Raw genomic sequence first — 17,865 nt, 5'->3', positions numbered from 1 at the left:
GACTGCGATCAACCGCAATTCGTCGCCTCTCGCGCATCACGGGGAACACACGCCTTCGTCGCATCGAGCAGCAACGAATGATCCACTTGATGTTGTTCCACCTGAGCCGGTTTATACGCCCAGAGCAAAGCCCGACTGAGATCGTCACGCCACCGGATCAGGGCTGCCAACCTAACGTACCAGCGTGGCTCAGTGGCCATCCGCGCCGCCCTTAGCCTAATCCACTTACGCCACTGCACCGCGAACACACCTTCTAGGGAATTTGCTTCGCGTGCTGTAGCTCTGTCGCGCGCCTTCGTTAATTCGTTCTTTTCAACAACCGTCTACGAAATTCGCTTCTCGTGCACGGAGGCGATTGTCCTAGATCACCACTGTAGGCTATTGATCTATAGACAAATAACCGAGACTTGCACTTCGAAATTTCCTTCAGATAACTTGCGACGCTACCTTCGTAAATTCCTTCGCAGTTGTACGAAGGGGCATCGCAGAACCTCATCCGTTGCCGTCATTTCCGAGCCAACTTCACCATCATTCCGCCAATTTCCTTCAGCAGCTTTGCTGCCACAATCGCGGTTAGGTTGGAGATGTCGCAGCGGGGGTTGTACTCGACAATATCAGCGGCCACGATGGGCTGATCGATGCTTTGAATTAAGTCGATCACCTGACGGGGAGATAGGCCACCAGGCTCCCTATGCGACACACCGGGTGCGTAGGCGGGATCTAGCGCGTCGATGTCCATCGAGATATACACGGGCGTTGTTATGTCGAGCCGGAGGTTCGCACCCCACGCAGCGGCTTCTATGACCTCGACACCAAAACGTTTGAACTGCTGACGATGATGATCGTTGATGGTACGCAATCCCGCCTGAATCAAACGATCCGCTAGCCGCTCTTCCATGATCCGGGCGAACGGCGAAGCGTGGGACCGCGGATTGTCTTGGTAGGCGTGGTAAATGTCGGGGTGCGCGTCGATATGAAGGATGGTCAGATTGGAGTGACGACGATGTACGGCGCGCATGATCGGATGAGTGATGGCATGGTCGCCTCCGAGGCAAATGAGTGGATCACCTGACTCTATCGCGTGCCCCACATTCCGCTCGATGAGATCCCACGGATCGCATGTGCTATCGAACTGGATGTCGCCATGATCTATAAGTCTGCCTGCGACACTGAGATCGATACCCGTTTCGCTCCATGAACTGTACGCGTCGCAGTGCAATTCGCTGCGGATCAGCGCGGGCGCTTGAGAGGTGCCTTTCATGAACGACGAGTTGTCGTCGTTAGGTATCCCCAGGAGAGATAGTTTGATCATTTGGGTCTCGCGGGACGACCGGCTGATCTGAATGTGCTCGTTGGCGCCTTCAATCGGCCGCCCGTGATTTCGTTCGCATCAGTCATTGAGAATTTCGAAGGCGAGCGGCCTGGCCGGTGCGCCGTCATTGCAGGTCGAAGCGGGACACGACGACAGCGCGACCACGAGGGCCATCTCGGCGCGCAGCACAATGGAGTCGCCGGCGCGGGACTTGGGTGGTGCGAACACCAACCGTCCATCTGCCGCAATCTCGACATTCATGAAGAGATTGAGTGGCGTCGGCAGTGGCTCCGGCTCTATGCCGAGCTCTCGCAGCGCAGAACATAAGTTATCGGTGCAGTTCGCGTGATACCCGGTTGCGCCGTACTGAATGCGATACATCTCGAGACTGCAGGCGGAATACAGAAAGTCATGCCGGCCAACTTGATCGGCGACGATGGTCATCATCGGGTTGCTACAGTCAGACCAGAGCACGTCTCCTGTCGAAACATAGATCTTTCCGTCGTAGTCGAACGTACGGCCGTTCGAGAGGCGCTCGCGTCCGTCCTCAGAATAGACAAGGAGATCACCGCTCTGCCCGCCCTCAGGGTCGATGACCCGCAATAGCTCCCCACGCTTCAGCCGCAGTCCGGCGCCGCCAGCCGCCGGAACAAGTTGCTGTTTGACCATCTCTGTCTCCTGCGCGATCGGCTCTGCTTAGGGGATGTGCCCTCCCCTTCAGACTCCAGCGGCAGCGTGCCTCCAAGAAGGTTGCGCGGCCGCTCTTGGAATGCATCGAGGGGGATCCTAGCTAGACACTACTTGCCTCTGTCCATCAGGTCTACTTCATGGATCTAACGATTGCTGTAAGATTTTCTTTATGTTTGACCTTGACCGCCTCCGCTTGCTCAGAGAACTCGCCCATCGCGGCACCATGACGGCAGTGGCAGACGCCTTCGGGCTGACTTCGTCTGCGGTGTCTCAGCAGCTTGCGACCTTGGAGCGTGAGACTCGAGTCGCCCTGCTGGAGCGCGTCGGGCGACGGGTACGCCTGACCGCGGAGGGCACACGGCTGGTATCGCACGCTGAAGCCATTTTGCAGGCAATCGAGGCGGCCGAACTGGACCTCCGTGCGGCCGACGACAGCCCTAAAGGCGAGTTGAAGATCGCCTGCTTCTCAACGTTCGCGAAGGTACATCTGCTTCCAGTCGTGGTCGGCGCTCGTGAGCGTTTTCCACATGTGCAAGTGATCATCCATGAGCTCGAATCGGCAGACGCGATCGAGGCCGTGCGCGACGGGCGCTGTCACCTTGCGGTGAGTTTTGCTTACAACCTGGTGCCTTGGCCTGATGTCATCGGCCTCGCCTCGCAGCAGCTCATGGAAGAGCCTGTACTCCTGGCCCTGCCGGCGCGGTGGCGCGCCGAGACGGGCCCGATCAACTTGGAACGTCTCACCCAGGAGGATTGGATTGTCGGGTCACGACAAACGGACGACCGCTTGCTGGCCGAACGCGCCTGCGCTGCGGCGGGCTTTGCGCCTCGGGTCACCCACACTGTCGATGACTACGACCTGCTTCTCAGGATGGTTTCGGCCGGGCTCGGCGTGGGGTTCATACCCGAGTTGGGGCTGCGTTTCCCGAGCGCCGAAGCTGTGGCAGTCCGCACGCCCGGCGGACCGCCGCTCAGCCGGTACGTCCACGCGCTGACAAGGGGCACGCTCGCCGCCTCGCCGTTGATGCGGGCTCTGCTGTCGGAGCTGGTAGGCGCAACGAAATGCGCGACGTCAGCCGGTCGTGCATGACGTGATCGGAAGATTGCCCTTCTTAAATCGATTCATCCGAATCCGACTGATCGCTTTGGGTTGCGGTCATTCCCTATACCCGCGATAGCGCTCCCTAATCGCCCGCTCTGGCTGAGCGCGGATCCTGCGATATCCGCTTGGGTCGAAAGCAACTGTCGATGTCTGCTTGGCCTCAAGAGGCCGTGCAAATAATCCGGTTCGACCGCCTTCTGAGCGCGCGCTTTCTTGGACGTGGTCAGGCCGGCCGATAGATCTGCACCACCGAGCCGCGCGGAAAGGCCTTCGAGCTGACCAACTTGAGTGGCCTCAGCGCGGGCAGGTCGGAGAAGATCGGCAGGCCTTTGCCCAACGCGATCGGATAGACCATCAGAACGTATTCATCGACCAGGTTCTGGGCGATGAGGCTACGCGCGAAGGCGGCGCCTCCAAGGGCGATGATCGGCTTGCCGTCCTTAGCCTTCAGCATGGTGATTTCGTGGGCCAGGTCGCCGCTGGCCACGTAGGCCTCCGCCCAGCTTTCCGCGCCAGGTTGAAGCTGTCCGGTTTCGGTGTCGACGGTCCGGGCCTGGGCGTCCCTGAGTCCCTTGGCGGCCGCCTCCAGGACCGCCGGTCCCTGTTTTGAAAAGACCGCCTTGGGGATTTGGTTCATCGGCGGCGCGAACACCATGGTGGAAGTTGGCCAAAAAGGGGCCATGTCCTGAAAGGAGCGGCTGCCCATGATCAGCAGGCTGGCGTTCCACAAGTTCTCCACCTTCCAGGCTATGGCCTCTTCGTCACCGCTGAATATCCAATTGATGTCGCCTTCGGGGCCGCTGACAAAGCCGTCGAGCGACATGGACATCGTCAGAATCAACCTTCTCATTGCTTTCTCCTTGCGCTAGTCCGACCCAAGGACGGACCGGATCCATCGGGTCCATCGGTTCCGACGACTCGCTTTCGCCAAACTCAAAGAATCACGACTAGGCCGACTCCGGGCCGTTTGATCGCCCATCGGCCTCGCACTGGAACGACGAACAGGGCATTCGGAAGTCGACATTGTTCTGCGTATTTTTTTTCGACGACCGAGGCACAAGGCACGGGCGCTGATTTGGGATGGCCGCTTTTGACCGAACGGGTCGCTATCGCATCGCGCAACGCTTGTACCTCCGCATGAGCCGTGGCGTCGTCGAGTGTGATGTTGCGAAGGCAGACGCCGAGTCAGCGCGCGACTGAGGTCTAGGTCCGGCTTTGCTCACCCATCCACCCGATGGACCTACAGGGTATTGACGGCCGAAAACGGCGAGTCTTAAAGCCGCGGCTGCGATAGCATTCATACATGCTGCCACCTCCTCCACTCTGCCTATTCGTCAGCACCGAAGCACCGGGAATCATTCAACATTCGGCTTGTGCCTAGCGATGTCGTGCGCGCACGGTTGATGCTGACGATGGATAGCGTATCAAGCGCTGCGCCCATCCCAGGCGCACGCATGAACGTTTCGGATGATCGCTTCAAATCCTGCAACGGATCAAGGAAGTGGACATGAAAATTGAGCTTGCGTATCGCGTCATGAACAATTTCGCCAAGCCTATGCAGCTTCTTGGGGTGCTGATGGCTGGGCTGGTTTCAGCGTCTGCATCGGCCGTTAATATCATTGAGTATCCGATCCCCACCGCCAACAGCGCTCCAAGGAACATCACGAGCGGCCCGGATGGCAATCTATGGTTCACCGAAGCCGACGGCAACAAGATCGGAAAGATCACTCCTGGTGGAGTCATCACAGAGTTCTCGATCCCCACGGGAGCGAGCAACCCAGCGGGTATCGCTGGCGGCCCGGACGGCAACGTGTGGTTTACGGAAGAGGATGGCAACAACATCGGCAAGATCAGCCCAACCGGCGTGCTTGTCGAGTTTCCACTGCCCGTTGCCTACAGTCGTCCGTCGGGCATTACGTCGGGGCGCGATGGCAATCTATGGTTTGCCGAACTTCGGTGTGCTGGCTGCGATCCTCATACACCCTTCTTTGCCGGAACGGTTGGCAAAATCACAACCAGTGGCGTCATCACCGAGTTTGCTGTCCCGACGTACAGCAGTTCACCGGACGGCATCGCCACAGGCCCAGATGGCAATGCGTGGTTTACCGAACGCTGGAGCGGCAATATAGGCAGGGTCACCCCGGCGGGTGGCATTGCGGAGTTTCCAGTCAATGACTACGGCTATCTAACCAGCATTACGAACGGTCCCGACGGAAATTTGTGGTTTACCAAAACCTACTTCCTTTGCGCCAATCCGGCCGCACCCGGGTGTTCGCCTCCGAATAGCCCAATCGGCAGGATTACTCCGGGCGGCGTGGTTACCGAGTTTCCACTTCCCGGCAACGGAGGATTGATCGGCATTGCCAATGGGCCCGACGGAAATCTGTGGTTCACGGACAGTGCTGGAAGAATCGGCAGGGCTACTCCCGTTGGCGTGATCACGGAATATTCGATACCCACCGCGAACAGTGCTCCATCCGGCATCACGGCCGGCCCCGACGGCAATGTTTGGTTCACCGAGAGTACCGGCAACAAGATTGGCAAAATTTCCGTTGCGACTGCAGCAAATGTTCAGAGCGCGCCGGCTCTCGGCGGGCCTTCGCTTATCCTGCTGAGCGTCTGCATGGGAATGGTCGGCTTGCTTTTTGCCCGTCGAAAACGAATGGATGCCACAAGCACGCATTGACCCGTGCAATGTTGGAGAGATTCAGTATGGCCTCGCTAGGCCGAGGACCAGCGCGCTTACGACGCCGATACAACGTCTCCTATTTGTCCGACCGAACCAGTAGAGCGAACTGGACCGGAATCGCGGAAGCGGATAGTCAGCGATCCTCTGGTCATCGGCGGCTGAGGGTCAACAGCGCCTGTTGATCAGCGCACAGCTGGCAATTGCTATTCGAACGTCGCAGAAAGTGCCGTCGATCGCGGTCACGCCGGCGCGCTAAGCGTGGCGCTGTGCAAAGCGGCCGTTCGCGGCTGGCTCCAATGGGTCGATAGCTGCCCTTTCCCTACCTGCGATAAGGCTCCCCAATCACTGTACCCGCGGAATTCTCTCCCTTTGATCGGGATCAATTGTATGCGCCGCGGCACGCCGCCGTACGGCATGATCGCTCGAATTGACGTGGATCAAGCTGCGCGCGTCCGAGTCGCCTACGATGAATGCGGGTCTCAGGGATTACCCTCAATTTCGAGCGGAGGCGAGCACCGTGTCCGGACATCGGAAACTTGCGGTTCTTGCGCTGATTCTGTTCTGCGTTGCGTCGATCGGTTGAATCCAAGGTCGAAAGCGGACCTATCGACGCGTCGCCCTGTATCCACTACTGCATACAGCCGCCAACTTGATCAAGCTGGCCACCTTGATGCGCCACGGCGGCCACATGATTTGACCTCGGTCCGTCAACCAACTTGCCCACGATGTCTTTGCCGCTACTTCAACGTATAAGTCAGCGTGCCATATCCAAGCTGGTCGAATCCGCCGCTATTGGGGCCGTAGTTGCCGCCACCGCCCTCGGGGCGTCCTTTCTCAGCGGCCATGCGGAGATAAGGAGCATCCAGTCCTTTGAGCACCACATAGTGGTTGTAGAACAGCTCCCACACCGGGCGGGTATTGCCGCGCCCGCCACTTGAGATGGTTGGCTGCGTTACATCGCTGTTGCTGTAAGTCGTGTAGGGAACGTCATGTCCGAGGTTGTATTTGGCGATGTATTCGACGCCCTTGAGCGCGCGATTGTCGTCATAGCCGAACAGGTCGTCGTGCTGATTCCAGGCCATCTGGCAGAACGCACCCAATAGCGCCACGTTGAGGGTGTTGTGCCCCTGGTCGCGCCCGCTTTCCTGAGTCTGCCCAAGGCCATCAGGATAGATCTTCCACACCACGTGTTCGATGGAACCATTGCCTGCACCGTGTTTGAAGTATTCGACGGCCTCGTCGTAGATATCGTGACGATCCGCCAGAATGCCGACGGCCAGCATGGATGACATGTTGGCGAGATCCCAGTTGGCCCAGTAGTGATCGATCTTCGCGCCGTTGTGATGCACCAGAAATTGGTGGTTCATCGGGTAGAAGACATTGAGCATCATGGTCTTGAAGCGAGCGATATCTTGCGCCGGCCAGCGCCTGTAACTGCGCATGATCTCCGCTGCATTGGCGAGCTGGCAACCGTAAATACCTGACGCCAGAAACTTGTCGGATGTGCCGTTGATCCCGGTCAAAGTCTTGGACCACGCGTCCAGAATGGCGACGGCCTTGTCGGCATAGGCGTCGTCACCACTCACCTTCCAGCGTAGGGCAAGCGCATACGCAGCCGCGGCGTCATTGAACAACACCGCATAGTTCTCCCGGTGAGTGCCGTCATAGCCACGGTAGATCATGGCCTGAGGGCGCGGTGTCCAGCTCAGTGACGCGTGGGAATTCTTGATCAGCACATCCCAGCCATCCGTCCAAGGCTGCGCGTGGTGCGCCACCTGCGTCTTCATGCGGTCGAAATCGGCCTGGGTATGCAAGGCACCCGGGTGAACGAAAGAACTTGCCATCACCGACGGCGCAATCAGTGCCAGCGCGACCGATATGCCGATGGAACGGCCCAGATCTTTGAATGAAATGCTCAACGTCTTCAACTCCGAGCGAAGGGGCTTGTCTCTACAGAACGCACGCCATCAAGATTTAGCAGACCTTGGACCACAGCGATCGCTGCAAGCGTAAATTGAAGCGCATTTCCGCCCGGAGTCAAAGCGATGACATCGGGGCTGACGCCGATGCGACGTGGGGCAAGTCGTGCCTGGGAAAACATGACGCGGGTGCGCGATTGGGTACACACCACCGACGGCCACTGTGAGGATGTTCCGGTCGGCTGCGCGCACGCCTGTCGAAGCGGGCGCGTCCTACCCCCGATAACATTCCCTAATCATATGTCCCCGCGCCACTCTGTCCGCTCCCGGCCGGAGGCTCAACCCCTGAATTAAGCCGCGGTCCAAGTGTGTGGCGATGAGACGTAGGCTGATGGAACTGTTAGGGGCGGGCTCGAGATCTGTCAGTACCCGTGGAACGAGCGTCTGAAACCGAGGCCGCAAGCACGGAGAACCTACTTGGCACTGAGCGGGTATCCCACGATAAGGCGACCTTTGTGCCAGGCGCTCGCTGTTCGTATTGAACGTCGCCACTTGCGCGCCGTCACACCCTCTCCCGATCCTCAGGTAAGCTTGGAAGGCGGTCATACCCTCAAATTCGCGAGCCGCGGCCGGGTCGCGGGGGAGATCACATGCAGCCGGTGACAGGCGCCTACGGCGACGGTCTAGCGAGATACTTCCGCGCCGATGCGAGTTCGCATCTCATCACCAGCGCCCTGCGAAAGTCGAAGCTGGCGGTAACGCGCATCCGGCGTGACGCGCCGGGGCACGGCCTGACATCTCCGCTGCCTGCAGAAGCGGCGTTTTCGGTTCTTCTGCAACTGAGGGACTCACCCAAACGCGAGTTGTTCATTGGCGGGCGTTCCGTCTATCGCGGGGGCTATGGCGCGAGGACCACCAGTATCGTCGATCTGGAACAGGAGCCGACCGCCAACTTGGAGAGCCCCTTCGACGTGCTGCACTTCTATGTGTCGCGCGCCGCACTCAACGAAATTGCTGACGATCAGGGCGCGCGGCGAATCGACACGCTCACGTGCGAACGAGGTGCTTTCGACCCGACGGTCTGGCATCTCGGCCAGGCGTTGCTGCCGGCGCTGGAGCGCCCCGACGAAATCGGCGCGATGTATGCAGACCACCTGCTGCTGGCGACGCACGCGTATTTTGCTGTCGCCTTCGGGGGCATGCGCCTGCCGGAACATAGTCGGCGGGGCTGCCTGGCGCCTTGGCAGGTTAGGTGCGCCACCGATCTCATGATCGAGCGACTTGGCCAGGACATGTCGCTTGCCGAACCCGCTCTCGCGTGTGGGCTTTCGCCTGGCTACTTCGCGCGAGCCTTCCGGCTCAGCATGGGTACGCCCCCGCATCGCTGGCTGCTGCTGCAGCGCGTGTTACGCGCCAAATCGCTTCTGCGGGATCCCACGCGTCCGCTTGCGGACATCGCGGCCGCTTGTGGCTTCGCCGACCAGAGTCATTTCACGCGCGTCTTCACCAGCATCGTCGGGGCGAGTCCCGGCGCCTGGCGCAAGCAGGTTCAATGAGCGCCGCGGCGGCTTTCGCAAAAAGTCGTTAGGAATCTGCAAGACCTTCCCGACTCCGACGTCCAAACTTGGGCGAGCAATTTTGCTCCCGAGGAGGAACGTTCATGGGAATGCACTATCTGCTCCGGATGTTCGCGTGCACTGTCGCGGCCTTGCTGCCGTTCGCAACGCCCGCACTAGCCGACACCTTCGACTTCCCCGCCAGCTTCCGCACGCAGGAAATCGCCACCAACGGGACCACCCTGCACGTCCGCATCGGCGGAACCGGTCCTGCCATCGTGCTCATCCATGGCTATGGCGACACCGGCGACATGTGGGTGCCGCTGGCGGCGGATCTCGCGCGTGACCACACCGTCATCGTGCCGGACTTGCGCGGCATGGGGCTTTCGGCAAGCGCCGCGGAGAGCTTCACGAAGAAGAACCAGGCCGAAGACATCGCCGGCGTGATGAACGTGCTGCATATCGAGCGTGCCGACGTCGTCGGCCACGACATCGGCAACATGGTCGCGTTTGCGTTCGCCGAGGCCCACCAGGACCGCACGACGCGGCTGGTGATGATGGACGCGCCGGTTCCCGGTATTGGCCCTTGGGATGAGATTCTCAAGAATCCGCTGCTCTGGCACTTCCGTTTCGGTGGGCCCGACATGGAGCGCCTCGTGGCCGGGCGCGAGCGCATCTATCTCGACCGCTTCTGGAACGAGTTTTCGGCCAAGCCGGAGCATTTCCCGGAAAGCTCGCGCCGTCACTACGCAGCGCTGTATGCGCAGCCCGGCCGCATGCACGCTGGATTCCGCCAGTTCGCGGCCTTCGATCAGGACGCGATCGACAATCGCGCGTCGTCGGCACTCGGCCGCCTGCAGATGCCGGTGCTCGCCATCGGAGGCGATCACTCCTTCGGGTCCACCATGGCGTTCGTGATGCGTTTTGCCGCTGACGACGTGCACCAGGTGGTGATCGCCGATGCCGGCCACTGGCTGATGGAAGAACAGCCGCGGGCGACGGTTGCGGCCATTCGCGCCTTCCTCGACGCCGATGCCGCGCTCGCGCAAACCCGGTTGACACCAGCCGAGGTCGAAACGCACGCGCGAATCGGCGCGGGTGCGGGAACTTCCGGGCTAAGCGGCATCCAGACAACCGTCCTCTCCGGAGATCCCAATCTGCCAGGACCGTACGCGATCGAGATTCACGTCCCGGCCCATATGCGGATCGCCGCGCACCGTCATCGCGACAACCGGACCGCGCTTGTCGTTTCCGGCGAATGGCATTTCGGATACGGCGAGCAGGCCAACGAGGCCGCGACCCGCACGCTCGGACCAGGCGGCTTCTACACCGAGCCCGCAGGCCAGCCGCATTTTGCTTTCACCGGCGATCTGCCGACGGTCGTCTACATCACCGGCCAAGGGCCGACGGATACGACATACGTCGTTCCCGCCGACGCGCCCTCCCGCAAGCAGGAGTAGGTCCATGGCCTCGTTCAAAACCATTCGCGATCCGCTCACCGATCACCTGCTCACGCCGCAAAATGCGGCACTGGTGATCATCGACTTCCAGCCTGTGCAGGTCTCATCGATCCAGTCCCGCCCGAAGCGCGAGTTGGTCGCCAACATCACCGCGCTCGCCCGCATCGGCAAGCTCTATGAATTACCGATCGTGCTCTCCACAGTGAACGTGAAGACCGGGCGCAATCAGCCGACCATCCACCAGATCGTGGAAGTGCTGGCTAGCATCGATCCCATCGACCGCACCTCGATCAACGCCTGGGAGGACGAGGATTTCGTGCGGGCCGTCAAAGCCACCGGCCGGAAGAAGCTCATCATGGCCGCGCTCTGGACCGAAGTCTGCCTCGTCCATCCCGCGCTCGACGCCATCAGGGACGGCTTCGAGGTCTACCCGGTCATCGATTGCGTCGGCGGCACCTCGCCTGAAGCGCATCAACTCGGCGTGCAGCGTCTGGTCCAGGCGGGCGGCAAACCGGTGGGATGGGTGCAGCTCATCTGCGAACTGCAACGCGACTGGAACCGCGAGAAGACCACGGCCGGATTCGCGGACATTCTCTTCGCCGTCGAAGGCCACTGACACGGACCTGGCGGAATGGGTTTTTTGCTAGTGAGGTGACCTGTTGCCTATGGTGGAGTTGCGAAATTGACTCTCATGGCGCAACCGATCCGAAACTGCACAGGTATATAGTTCGCTGCTTCAGGGTGAATTGGGGGAGAGGGATGTCCTGAAGAATCTCTTGGTGCCGGTCGTGGCGCTGTTGTTCTCGTTGCTTTCACCTGCACACGCGTTCCTGAACCCGCCGTACGTCACACCAGCAAACCCAACTGCCGGCCAGACGATCTCCGTCGGGGGGCCGTGGGCTATCGTGCAACCAAGGAGCATTTGATCGTGACCTCAATGCCTCGCCTCACTCCCATCGCGTCGGCGCTTGCCGCTGCTCTCGCGCTGGCATCACCCATGGCTTTGGCGATACAGACTGTCACCACGTGTGCCGACAGCGGCATAGGAAGTCTTCGTGCCGCCATTACCAACGCCGCCATCACCGGCGATACGGTGACGTTCAATACCGCTACGATGAGTTGCAGCACGATCACACTCACAACCGGAGCGCTCACGGTCAATGCGACCAGTCTGACAGTAGCCGGCCCCGGTGCCAGTACGCTCACGATTGACGCCAATCATGCGAGCCGCATATTCGATCACGAGGGTAGCGGCACCCTGAATATCAGTAATCTGACTGTGACCAACGGGTTCATCAATTCGGGCAAACCCAATGGCGGATGCATCTACTCGAAAGGCACGGTGGCAATATCAAGCTCAAGGCTAAGCGGCTGTGTTGCGCAGACTGAGGGAACCCCCCCCCATGCGTTTGGGGGCGGTATCTTCACGACGGGCGATCTGTATCTGCAGAGCAGCACCATTTCCAACTCGTCTGTTCGGCGGCAGAGCAGAGCAGAAGGCGCCGGAGGCGGCGCGTTTGTGACCGGAAATTTGGTCATGCAATCCAGTACCGTTACTTCCAGCGTAGCCACCTTCGGCGGCGCTCTCCAGGTGAAGAGAAACGCAACGATTGTCGGGACGACTTTGTCCGGCAACCAAGCCTTTGCAGGCGATGGTCTAGCGCTCTACTCGTCTCATGATCGTGTGAGCATCATCAACAGCACGATCTCCGGCAACGTAGCGGAGGTTTGCGCGGGCATGTATTCGGGCGGTGTGTTCTATGGGGGGCCAACTTACGTCGCGGTAACACTCAGCAATAGCACGATTGCATTTAACAAGACGCATGCTGCTAACGAAGTAGGTCATAACTATGCATCTGGCCTGTGCGCCGCTGGCTCACTGAACATCCAAAGTTCGATTGTCGCCAACAACGACATTGTTGTTGGTACCGCACACACGCCCGTGGATTTCAGCGCGCAGACCGGCACGTCAATTGCTGGCGGCAACAATCTGATCATGGTCACACAAGCCGGAACGACCTCCCCTGCGGGAACCCTGACGGCAGACCCTCTGCTCGCGGCGCTGGCGAACAACGGAGGATCGACCATGACGCATTCCCTGCTGATCGGCAGCCCAGCTATTGGGGCAGGCAACAACACGTCGCGGCTGCCGTCCGACCAACGCGGTCCCGGATTCGCGCGCATGACACGCGAAAAAACGGACATCGGCGCGTTCCAGACAGGTGATGGAATATTTGCGAGCGGCTTTGATTGATTGCATCCCAGCGATGAATGGAAATCGTGTGCGGAGGTCACGCCAGGCACCCGGCGAACGCTGCAAGGCGATTGGACCGTCCACCGTGAGCACTGTGGGCGCCGATGCTGGCATCGCTATGAGCGCTTCGGGCTAGCAACCGCAACAGTATCGGTGGCGCGGAACCGAGCGAAGCCCGTGGTGTGGTCTACGCCATTGTCGTGGGCTTCTTCGCGGGCTTAGAGTGCGTAATCATTCGAGCGGCGCGGCCGTAGGCGGCGGCACCAGCAGGTTCAGCGCGGTACTTGTGAACAGACCGCCCAACGGCTCAAACCTGTGATTCTTGTATGCCGCGCCAATGCGCGGTAACGCTGTCAACACCCTCGCCAATGCTCGCTAACGCTGGCACTCTCACTTGCGTCGACTCGCATAGCTTCATCCATCTAATTGATCTTACGTAGATTTGTTCGAGTGACAACGTATGCGCACACCGACACTGTGTGTGTCAGTGGCTCGTTAACCGTGTCCTTGGCCTGCTAACCCTGTCATGCGCGCTTACGCTGTCAATTTCCTAGTCGCACCAGAACTTCCTGCGCACAGGCGACTACTTCTCAATCATCTCTGCGATCGTCCCCAATGCATCGATCGCACTTGAGAGCATGCGCAGTCCCAGATCCATGGGACTCCTACTCGGATCGATCGACAGCAGCTCAAAGGCTTCGTTGAGCTTGCTTGATGGCAAATGCGCATCGCCCAAACGCACATCATCGTCGATCCACCCGGACTTGCATCGGTATGGGACGCGACTGGCTAGAAGCGCACGCGACACGCCTTGGCCCTCGCTTGTTGTTGTGTCCAGCACTGACCATCGAAAGGAGTCGACGAGAGTTCCGCTTTGGGTCGAAAACTGCCTTCGGGAGGCATCAGTCGACCTCTATTGCAAGTTAAGTAACCGCCTGTGGAACGCAATGGTCACCGCATGCGTACGATCCCTCGCGCCGAGCTTTTCCATGATGTTCTTCATGTGCGCCTTGATCGTATCTTCGCTCACGCCAAGCATGCCTGCGACGATCTTGTTCGAATTGCCCGCAGCGACATGCCGCAACACCTCGAGTTCTCGTGCCGACAATTCGTCGTCTGCAATGTGTTCGGCAATCGCGCGTGCAATGTCGGGCGGGATATAGCGGCGTCCCGCATGCACACTGACAATGGCTTCGATGAGTTCCTTGCGTAGTGCGCTCTTCAACAAATACCCTTGAGCCCCCGCGCGCAACGCCTGCAGCGCTTCCGTATCGCCACGGTAGGTCGTCAACACGACGATTCTCGCACTCGGGAATTCCCCGCGGATGTGGCGTATCGCGTCTATGCCATCCATCTCTGGCATCTTCAAATCCATAAGAGTGACATCTGGCCGATGCACTCGGAATTGCTCGATCGCTTCGCGCCCGTTTGATGCTTCGGCAACGAGCTTGGCATCGAAAGAGCCTTCGAGTACCGCCGCAATACCTTCCCGCAGCAGAGGATGATCATCCACCGTCATAACGCGAACACGGCGATCTGGATTGCTCACACCGATCCCCCACCGAATATTCCGCGCATCCAACGAAGGCTGCGCCAACCCGGAGACTCGTAAGCGGAGCGTGCGGGAACTATAAGGCTGATCGTCGTGCCTCGACCGTCTCCCGTTTCGATGTCAAGCCGTCCACTTACCCGCCGGGCACGTTCATGCATGCCTCTCAGACCGAAGTGCGCGGAACGCTCGAATGTCATGGCCATGCGTGGATCGAAGCCCTTGCCGTCGTCGCGCACGCTGAGTCGGAATGCTTCGATGCCATAGTCCAGAACCAAGTCGATATGCGATGCATCGGCATGGCGGAATGCATTTAGCAATGCTTCCCTGCCGATGCCGTAGACCTCCTCGCGTGTTTCGCACGCCAGTTCGCGTTGGGCGCCGCCAGTACTGATCTTGAATCGGACGGCGTGATCGAACGACAGGTCACGAGCGATCCGAGCAAACGCTTCATCCAGATCGCCAGCGGTAGCCTCTGAAGTTCGCAGGTCACGCACTCGCTCACGGCCTGCAGCCATAACCTGGTCGGCGCGGTCCAACGCGCTTTCAATGCCTGCGCGATTGGGGTCGGAAACTGGAATGCGATTGGCGATCGCCTGAAAGCGTAATATCAGTCCCTGTATGGATTGCAGAAGTGTATCGTGCAATTCCCTCGCGATACGCTCGCGCTCTTCCAGGCGCTCGCGAAGGCGCGTGCGGAACGCAGAAGCGAGCAAGCGCATCCTGACCAGATAAGCCGCGAGTGCGAGGGCTGCCACGCCGATCGCGGCGGCGACACGGAACGCAGTCGTCTCGACGAATCCGGGAATGACTTCGATGTCGAGCGAGGCAGCTTGCGGGCTCCATACATTGTCTTCGTTCGCCGCCAATACCTCAAAACGATAGTGACCCGGACTTAGGTGTGAGTACGCCGCCTCTCGGCGCGAATCAGCATCGACCCATCGATCTTCCAGCCCGGCGAGACGATACCGAAACTGTACGCGCTCCGGCGCGGATAGATTAAGCGCGGAATATGCGATGCGGATGTTCGGAGCGCTGCCCGGCACACGGACATTTAGGAGGTCCGTCATTGGTCGATCGGAATATGCTGCTTTGATATTCACCAATGGCGGTACGCGATTGACGCGCATCGAGGCAGGGTCTGCCCACACAATTCCTCTGTTGGTTGAAACCCACACGCGCCCTTCGAGATCGGTTGCGAGTGTTGGTGCGGGTTGACTTTGCAACGCGACTCCCGGGAGGCCATCGTTGAAGTCGTAGAGCTTGTATTCGGGTGGGTCCGGCACGGCAGCGGACGATCGCGTGGCGTCAGCCTGCCTGATACGAATGACGCCTCGGCTTGCATTGAGCCATAGGTCGCCGTCCTTTGTCCGCACAATGCCAGAGACCTGTGTTATCGCATTGCTGGCTGGGAGGGATGTGACCGACTTGAACGAATCCCCTTGCATGGTCGCGTAGCCGAGTTCGCCGCCGACAAGCACGGCAGCACCGTCGGCGCGTAGTGTCGCTATGCCGCCAACGTTCAATCCATCGGATGCCCCATACACACGCGAACCCGCGACGGTCCGATGTACGAGCCGATCACGCGAGACGCCAAACCACATACTGCCGTCAGCAGCCGTAGCGATCGCGCTGGCCGCCGCATTTGCTTCATCGGGATCAATCGCCTGCGCCGTCCATTCGCCTTCCGTGTAGCGGAACACTCCGTAATTGAACACGGAAAGCCACAGCCCTCCCCCTGCATCCGATCCGTAGGCGACAACAGCATCCTTCCAATCCTCGTGCGGCCACGGTATGTGAGTGATTCGGCCTTGTTCCACGCGAAGCAGACCGTCCAGATCGCTGATCCACACTATGCCGTTGGGATCGCAATAGGCCGACCGCACTCTTCGAGGCAATGTCAGCACCGGTGCGGGGCGTGTGCCTACGATGCGTGAAAGCGCTGTTCCCTCGATCGTCCACACCTCGCCGCGCTCGTTCGCGACCAGCAGGGGCGTCGCATTCGGAATGGATGGCGCGTCGGAGGCCGGAAAAAAATTGGTGGCGCGAAAGCGATCGAGCCCGAGATTGGTTCCGACCCAGATGTTGCCTTCTTCGTCCTGGATGATCGGCACCGCAATGTCCGCACTGAGGCCCTGCGCCGATGCGAACACCTGCGGATTCGTCGTAGAGGCAGTCGCAACATTGGTGCGGAAGACGCCTCCGCGGACCGCATCCGTGCCCCATATATTGCCTTCGCGATCGAATAATAGGCGCTTCGCGAACCGCTCGCGCAGCAATGGTGCATCGCCGTTCGATTCGAGCGGCCGCGTGCCCTTCGTTTCGTCCGAGACCCAGACGCGGCCGTCGGGTGCATTTGCAAGGACCGCATTCAACCCAACGTGATCTTTTCCGAAGGGACGAAAGCGATGCGTCGATGCATCAAGATGGACAACTGCATCGCCGGTCGCGGCCCACAAGGTGCCCTTCGCGTCGCGAAGCACCCAGTCTGCGCGTCGAGTCGGGTAGCCCCACTGGTTCTCGTCAGCCGCCTGCCAACGTTGGCCGTCGAAGTGAGCAAGTCCGCCGCGCGCAGCGACCCACACCCCACTCCCCTGAGCGTCGGTTTCCAGGGCGGGCACCATTCCAGGCGGGACGCCGTCGCGAACCCCATAGTGCTTGAGGTGACCGTCATGCAATACGCTGACGCCACCTTCGTAATAACCGATCCACAGGTCTCCTGACGCTGTGAACTTCAACGATGTAATGTTGGTCGATTTCAGTGGCTCGCCATTGGAAGCCACGTAGCGCTCGAAGCTGAGGCCATCGAATCGATACAGGCCGGAGCCCGTACCCAGCCACAGATAGCCGCGCGGCCCCTGCGCCATCGCCCAGATGTCGGGGGGCGCGCCATCGGTAACCCGCCATGCGGTGTGATGGAAACCAGCGAGGGCGGATGCCCCCTCGCCGCGTACGATGCTTGCTGTGCAGGCATAGACGGCGAGCAGGAGCACGATCACTCGATATCTTCGCGACGCGCGCAGGCAGGCACTTTGCTGCTCCATCGTCGGAGCAATGTCCGCCAAGCTCTTCTCAGCCTGGTTCGCTGCCAAGTATGCGGGGTGCTTCATACGCCCTTGATTGTCGCCCGCACATCGATCTCTTGCCAGCATGGATCGCAAATTGCGCTATGTCTATTACCTGATCGGGTAAGTACATAGCTACCCGATCGTGGATTGGCACGAGTGCTCGTCCGAGGCAGCATCTCAGACGTTCAACAAGGGCTGTGCCGAACCGGCGCGTTCGTCTTACGTCGCCGTCGCGCTTGTCGGCGAGCACGCGCCAGTGGCGGCCA

Annotated in this window: 12 protein-coding genes; 6 read left to right on the top strand and 6 right to left on the bottom strand. The window is 59.9% G+C overall.

What is annotated here, in order from left to right; all coding sequences use genetic code 11:
• Positions 1–505 precede the first annotated feature (505 nt).
• Complete coding sequence (locus tag ABD002_RS03070; RefSeq protein WP_343787022.1) at positions 506–1,312, bottom strand: agmatinase family protein; 807 nt, start codon at positions 1,310–1,312, stop codon at positions 506–508.
• Positions 1,313–1,390: 78 nt separating this feature from the next.
• Complete coding sequence (locus ABD002_RS03065; protein ID WP_343787020.1) at positions 1,391–1,981, bottom strand: DUF1989 domain-containing protein; 591 nt, start codon at positions 1,979–1,981, stop codon at positions 1,391–1,393.
• Between the two features lie 190 nt (positions 1,982–2,171).
• On the opposite strand from ABD002_RS03065, the gene ABD002_RS03060 reads away from it, so the two are divergent.
• Positions 2,172–3,092, top strand: a complete 921-nt coding sequence (locus tag ABD002_RS03060) for a LysR family transcriptional regulator (RefSeq protein WP_343787018.1) — start codon at positions 2,172–2,174, stop codon at positions 3,090–3,092.
• 235 nt (positions 3,093–3,327) lie between these two features.
• Here the strand turns inward: ABD002_RS03060 and ABD002_RS03055 are convergent, their stop codons facing one another.
• Positions 3,328–3,954: a dihydrofolate reductase family protein gene (locus ABD002_RS03055; RefSeq protein WP_343787015.1), complete on the bottom strand. Its 627-nt coding sequence runs from the start codon at positions 3,952–3,954 to the stop codon at positions 3,328–3,330.
• A gap of 657 nt (positions 3,955–4,611) precedes the next feature.
• Here ABD002_RS03055 and ABD002_RS03050 point away from each other — a divergent pair.
• Positions 4,612–5,790 (top strand): Vgb family protein, encoded by a 1,179-nt coding sequence (locus ABD002_RS03050; RefSeq protein WP_343787012.1) that lies wholly within the window; start codon positions 4,612–4,614, stop codon positions 5,788–5,790.
• Positions 5,791–6,530: 740 nt separating this feature from the next.
• Here ABD002_RS03050 and ABD002_RS03045 read toward each other — a convergent pair.
• Positions 6,531–7,712 (bottom strand): alginate lyase family protein, encoded by a 1,182-nt coding sequence (locus ABD002_RS03045; RefSeq protein WP_343787009.1) that lies wholly within the window; start codon positions 7,710–7,712, stop codon positions 6,531–6,533.
• A 650-nt stretch (positions 7,713–8,362) separates the two neighbouring features.
• Here ABD002_RS03045 and ABD002_RS03040 point away from each other — a divergent pair.
• From ABD002_RS03040 to ABD002_RS03025, 4 genes are all read left to right on the top strand, one after another.
• Positions 8,363–9,268 (top strand): helix-turn-helix domain-containing protein, encoded by a 906-nt coding sequence (locus ABD002_RS03040; RefSeq protein ID WP_343787007.1) that lies wholly within the window; start codon positions 8,363–8,365, stop codon positions 9,266–9,268.
• A gap of 104 nt (positions 9,269–9,372) precedes the next feature.
• Positions 9,373–10,728, top strand: a complete 1,356-nt coding sequence (locus ABD002_RS03035) for an alpha/beta fold hydrolase (RefSeq protein WP_343787005.1) — start codon at positions 9,373–9,375, stop codon at positions 10,726–10,728.
• A gap of 4 nt (positions 10,729–10,732) precedes the next feature.
• A complete protein-coding gene (locus ABD002_RS03030) occupies positions 10,733–11,344 on the top strand; it encodes a hydrolase (RefSeq protein WP_343787003.1) in 612 nt (203 codons plus the stop codon).
• Between the two features lie 279 nt (positions 11,345–11,623).
• The gene (locus ABD002_RS03025) at positions 11,624–12,982 is read left to right on the top strand and encodes a choice-of-anchor Q domain-containing protein (RefSeq protein ID WP_343787001.1); all 1,359 of its coding nucleotides are present in this window, start codon (positions 11,624–11,626) and stop codon (positions 12,980–12,982) included.
• 913 nt (positions 12,983–13,895) lie between these two features.
• Here the strand turns inward: ABD002_RS03025 and ABD002_RS03020 are convergent.
• Entirely contained in the window at positions 13,896–14,531 is a 636-nt protein-coding gene (locus ABD002_RS03020) for a response regulator (protein WP_379989194.1), read from the bottom strand.
• A complete protein-coding gene (locus tag ABD002_RS03015) occupies positions 14,528–17,596 on the bottom strand; it encodes a sensor histidine kinase (protein ID WP_343786999.1) in 3,069 nt (1,022 codons plus the stop codon). Before ABD002_RS03015 ends, ABD002_RS03020 begins: the two co-directional genes overlap by 4 nt.
• Positions 17,597–17,865 lie beyond the last annotated feature (269 nt).

The sequence above is a fragment of the Dokdonella soli genome (assembly GCF_039523175.1).
In the GTDB taxonomy this organism is placed as follows: Bacteria; Pseudomonadota; Gammaproteobacteria; order Xanthomonadales; family Rhodanobacteraceae; genus Dokdonella_A; species Dokdonella_A soli.
Note: the sequence above shows the minus strand (reverse complement) of the source record. Positions and strands in the feature narration are given on the sequence as shown.

What these genes read in the sequence shown, in the direction of transcription:
- ABD002_RS03070 (WP_343787022.1), bottom strand. Translation starts at nt 1,312, where the DNA reads ATGATCAAACTATCTCTCCTGGGGATACCTAACGACGACAACTCGTCG.
- ABD002_RS03065 (WP_343787020.1), bottom strand. Translation starts at nt 1,981, where the DNA reads ATGGTCAAACAGCAACTTGTTCCGGCGGCTGGCGGCGCCGGACTGCGG.
- ABD002_RS03060 (WP_343787018.1), top strand. Translation starts at nt 2,172, where the DNA reads ATGTTTGACCTTGACCGCCTCCGCTTGCTCAGAGAACTCGCCCATCGC.
- ABD002_RS03055 (WP_343787015.1), bottom strand. Translation starts at nt 3,954, where the DNA reads ATGAGAAGGTTGATTCTGACGATGTCCATGTCGCTCGACGGCTTTGTC.
- ABD002_RS03050 (WP_343787012.1), top strand. Translation starts at nt 4,612, where the DNA reads ATGAAAATTGAGCTTGCGTATCGCGTCATGAACAATTTCGCCAAGCCT.
- ABD002_RS03040 (WP_343787007.1), top strand. Translation starts at nt 8,363, where the DNA reads ATGCAGCCGGTGACAGGCGCCTACGGCGACGGTCTAGCGAGATACTTC.
- ABD002_RS03035 (WP_343787005.1), top strand. Translation starts at nt 9,373, where the DNA reads ATGGGAATGCACTATCTGCTCCGGATGTTCGCGTGCACTGTCGCGGCC.
- ABD002_RS03030 (WP_343787003.1), top strand. Translation starts at nt 10,733, where the DNA reads ATGGCCTCGTTCAAAACCATTCGCGATCCGCTCACCGATCACCTGCTC.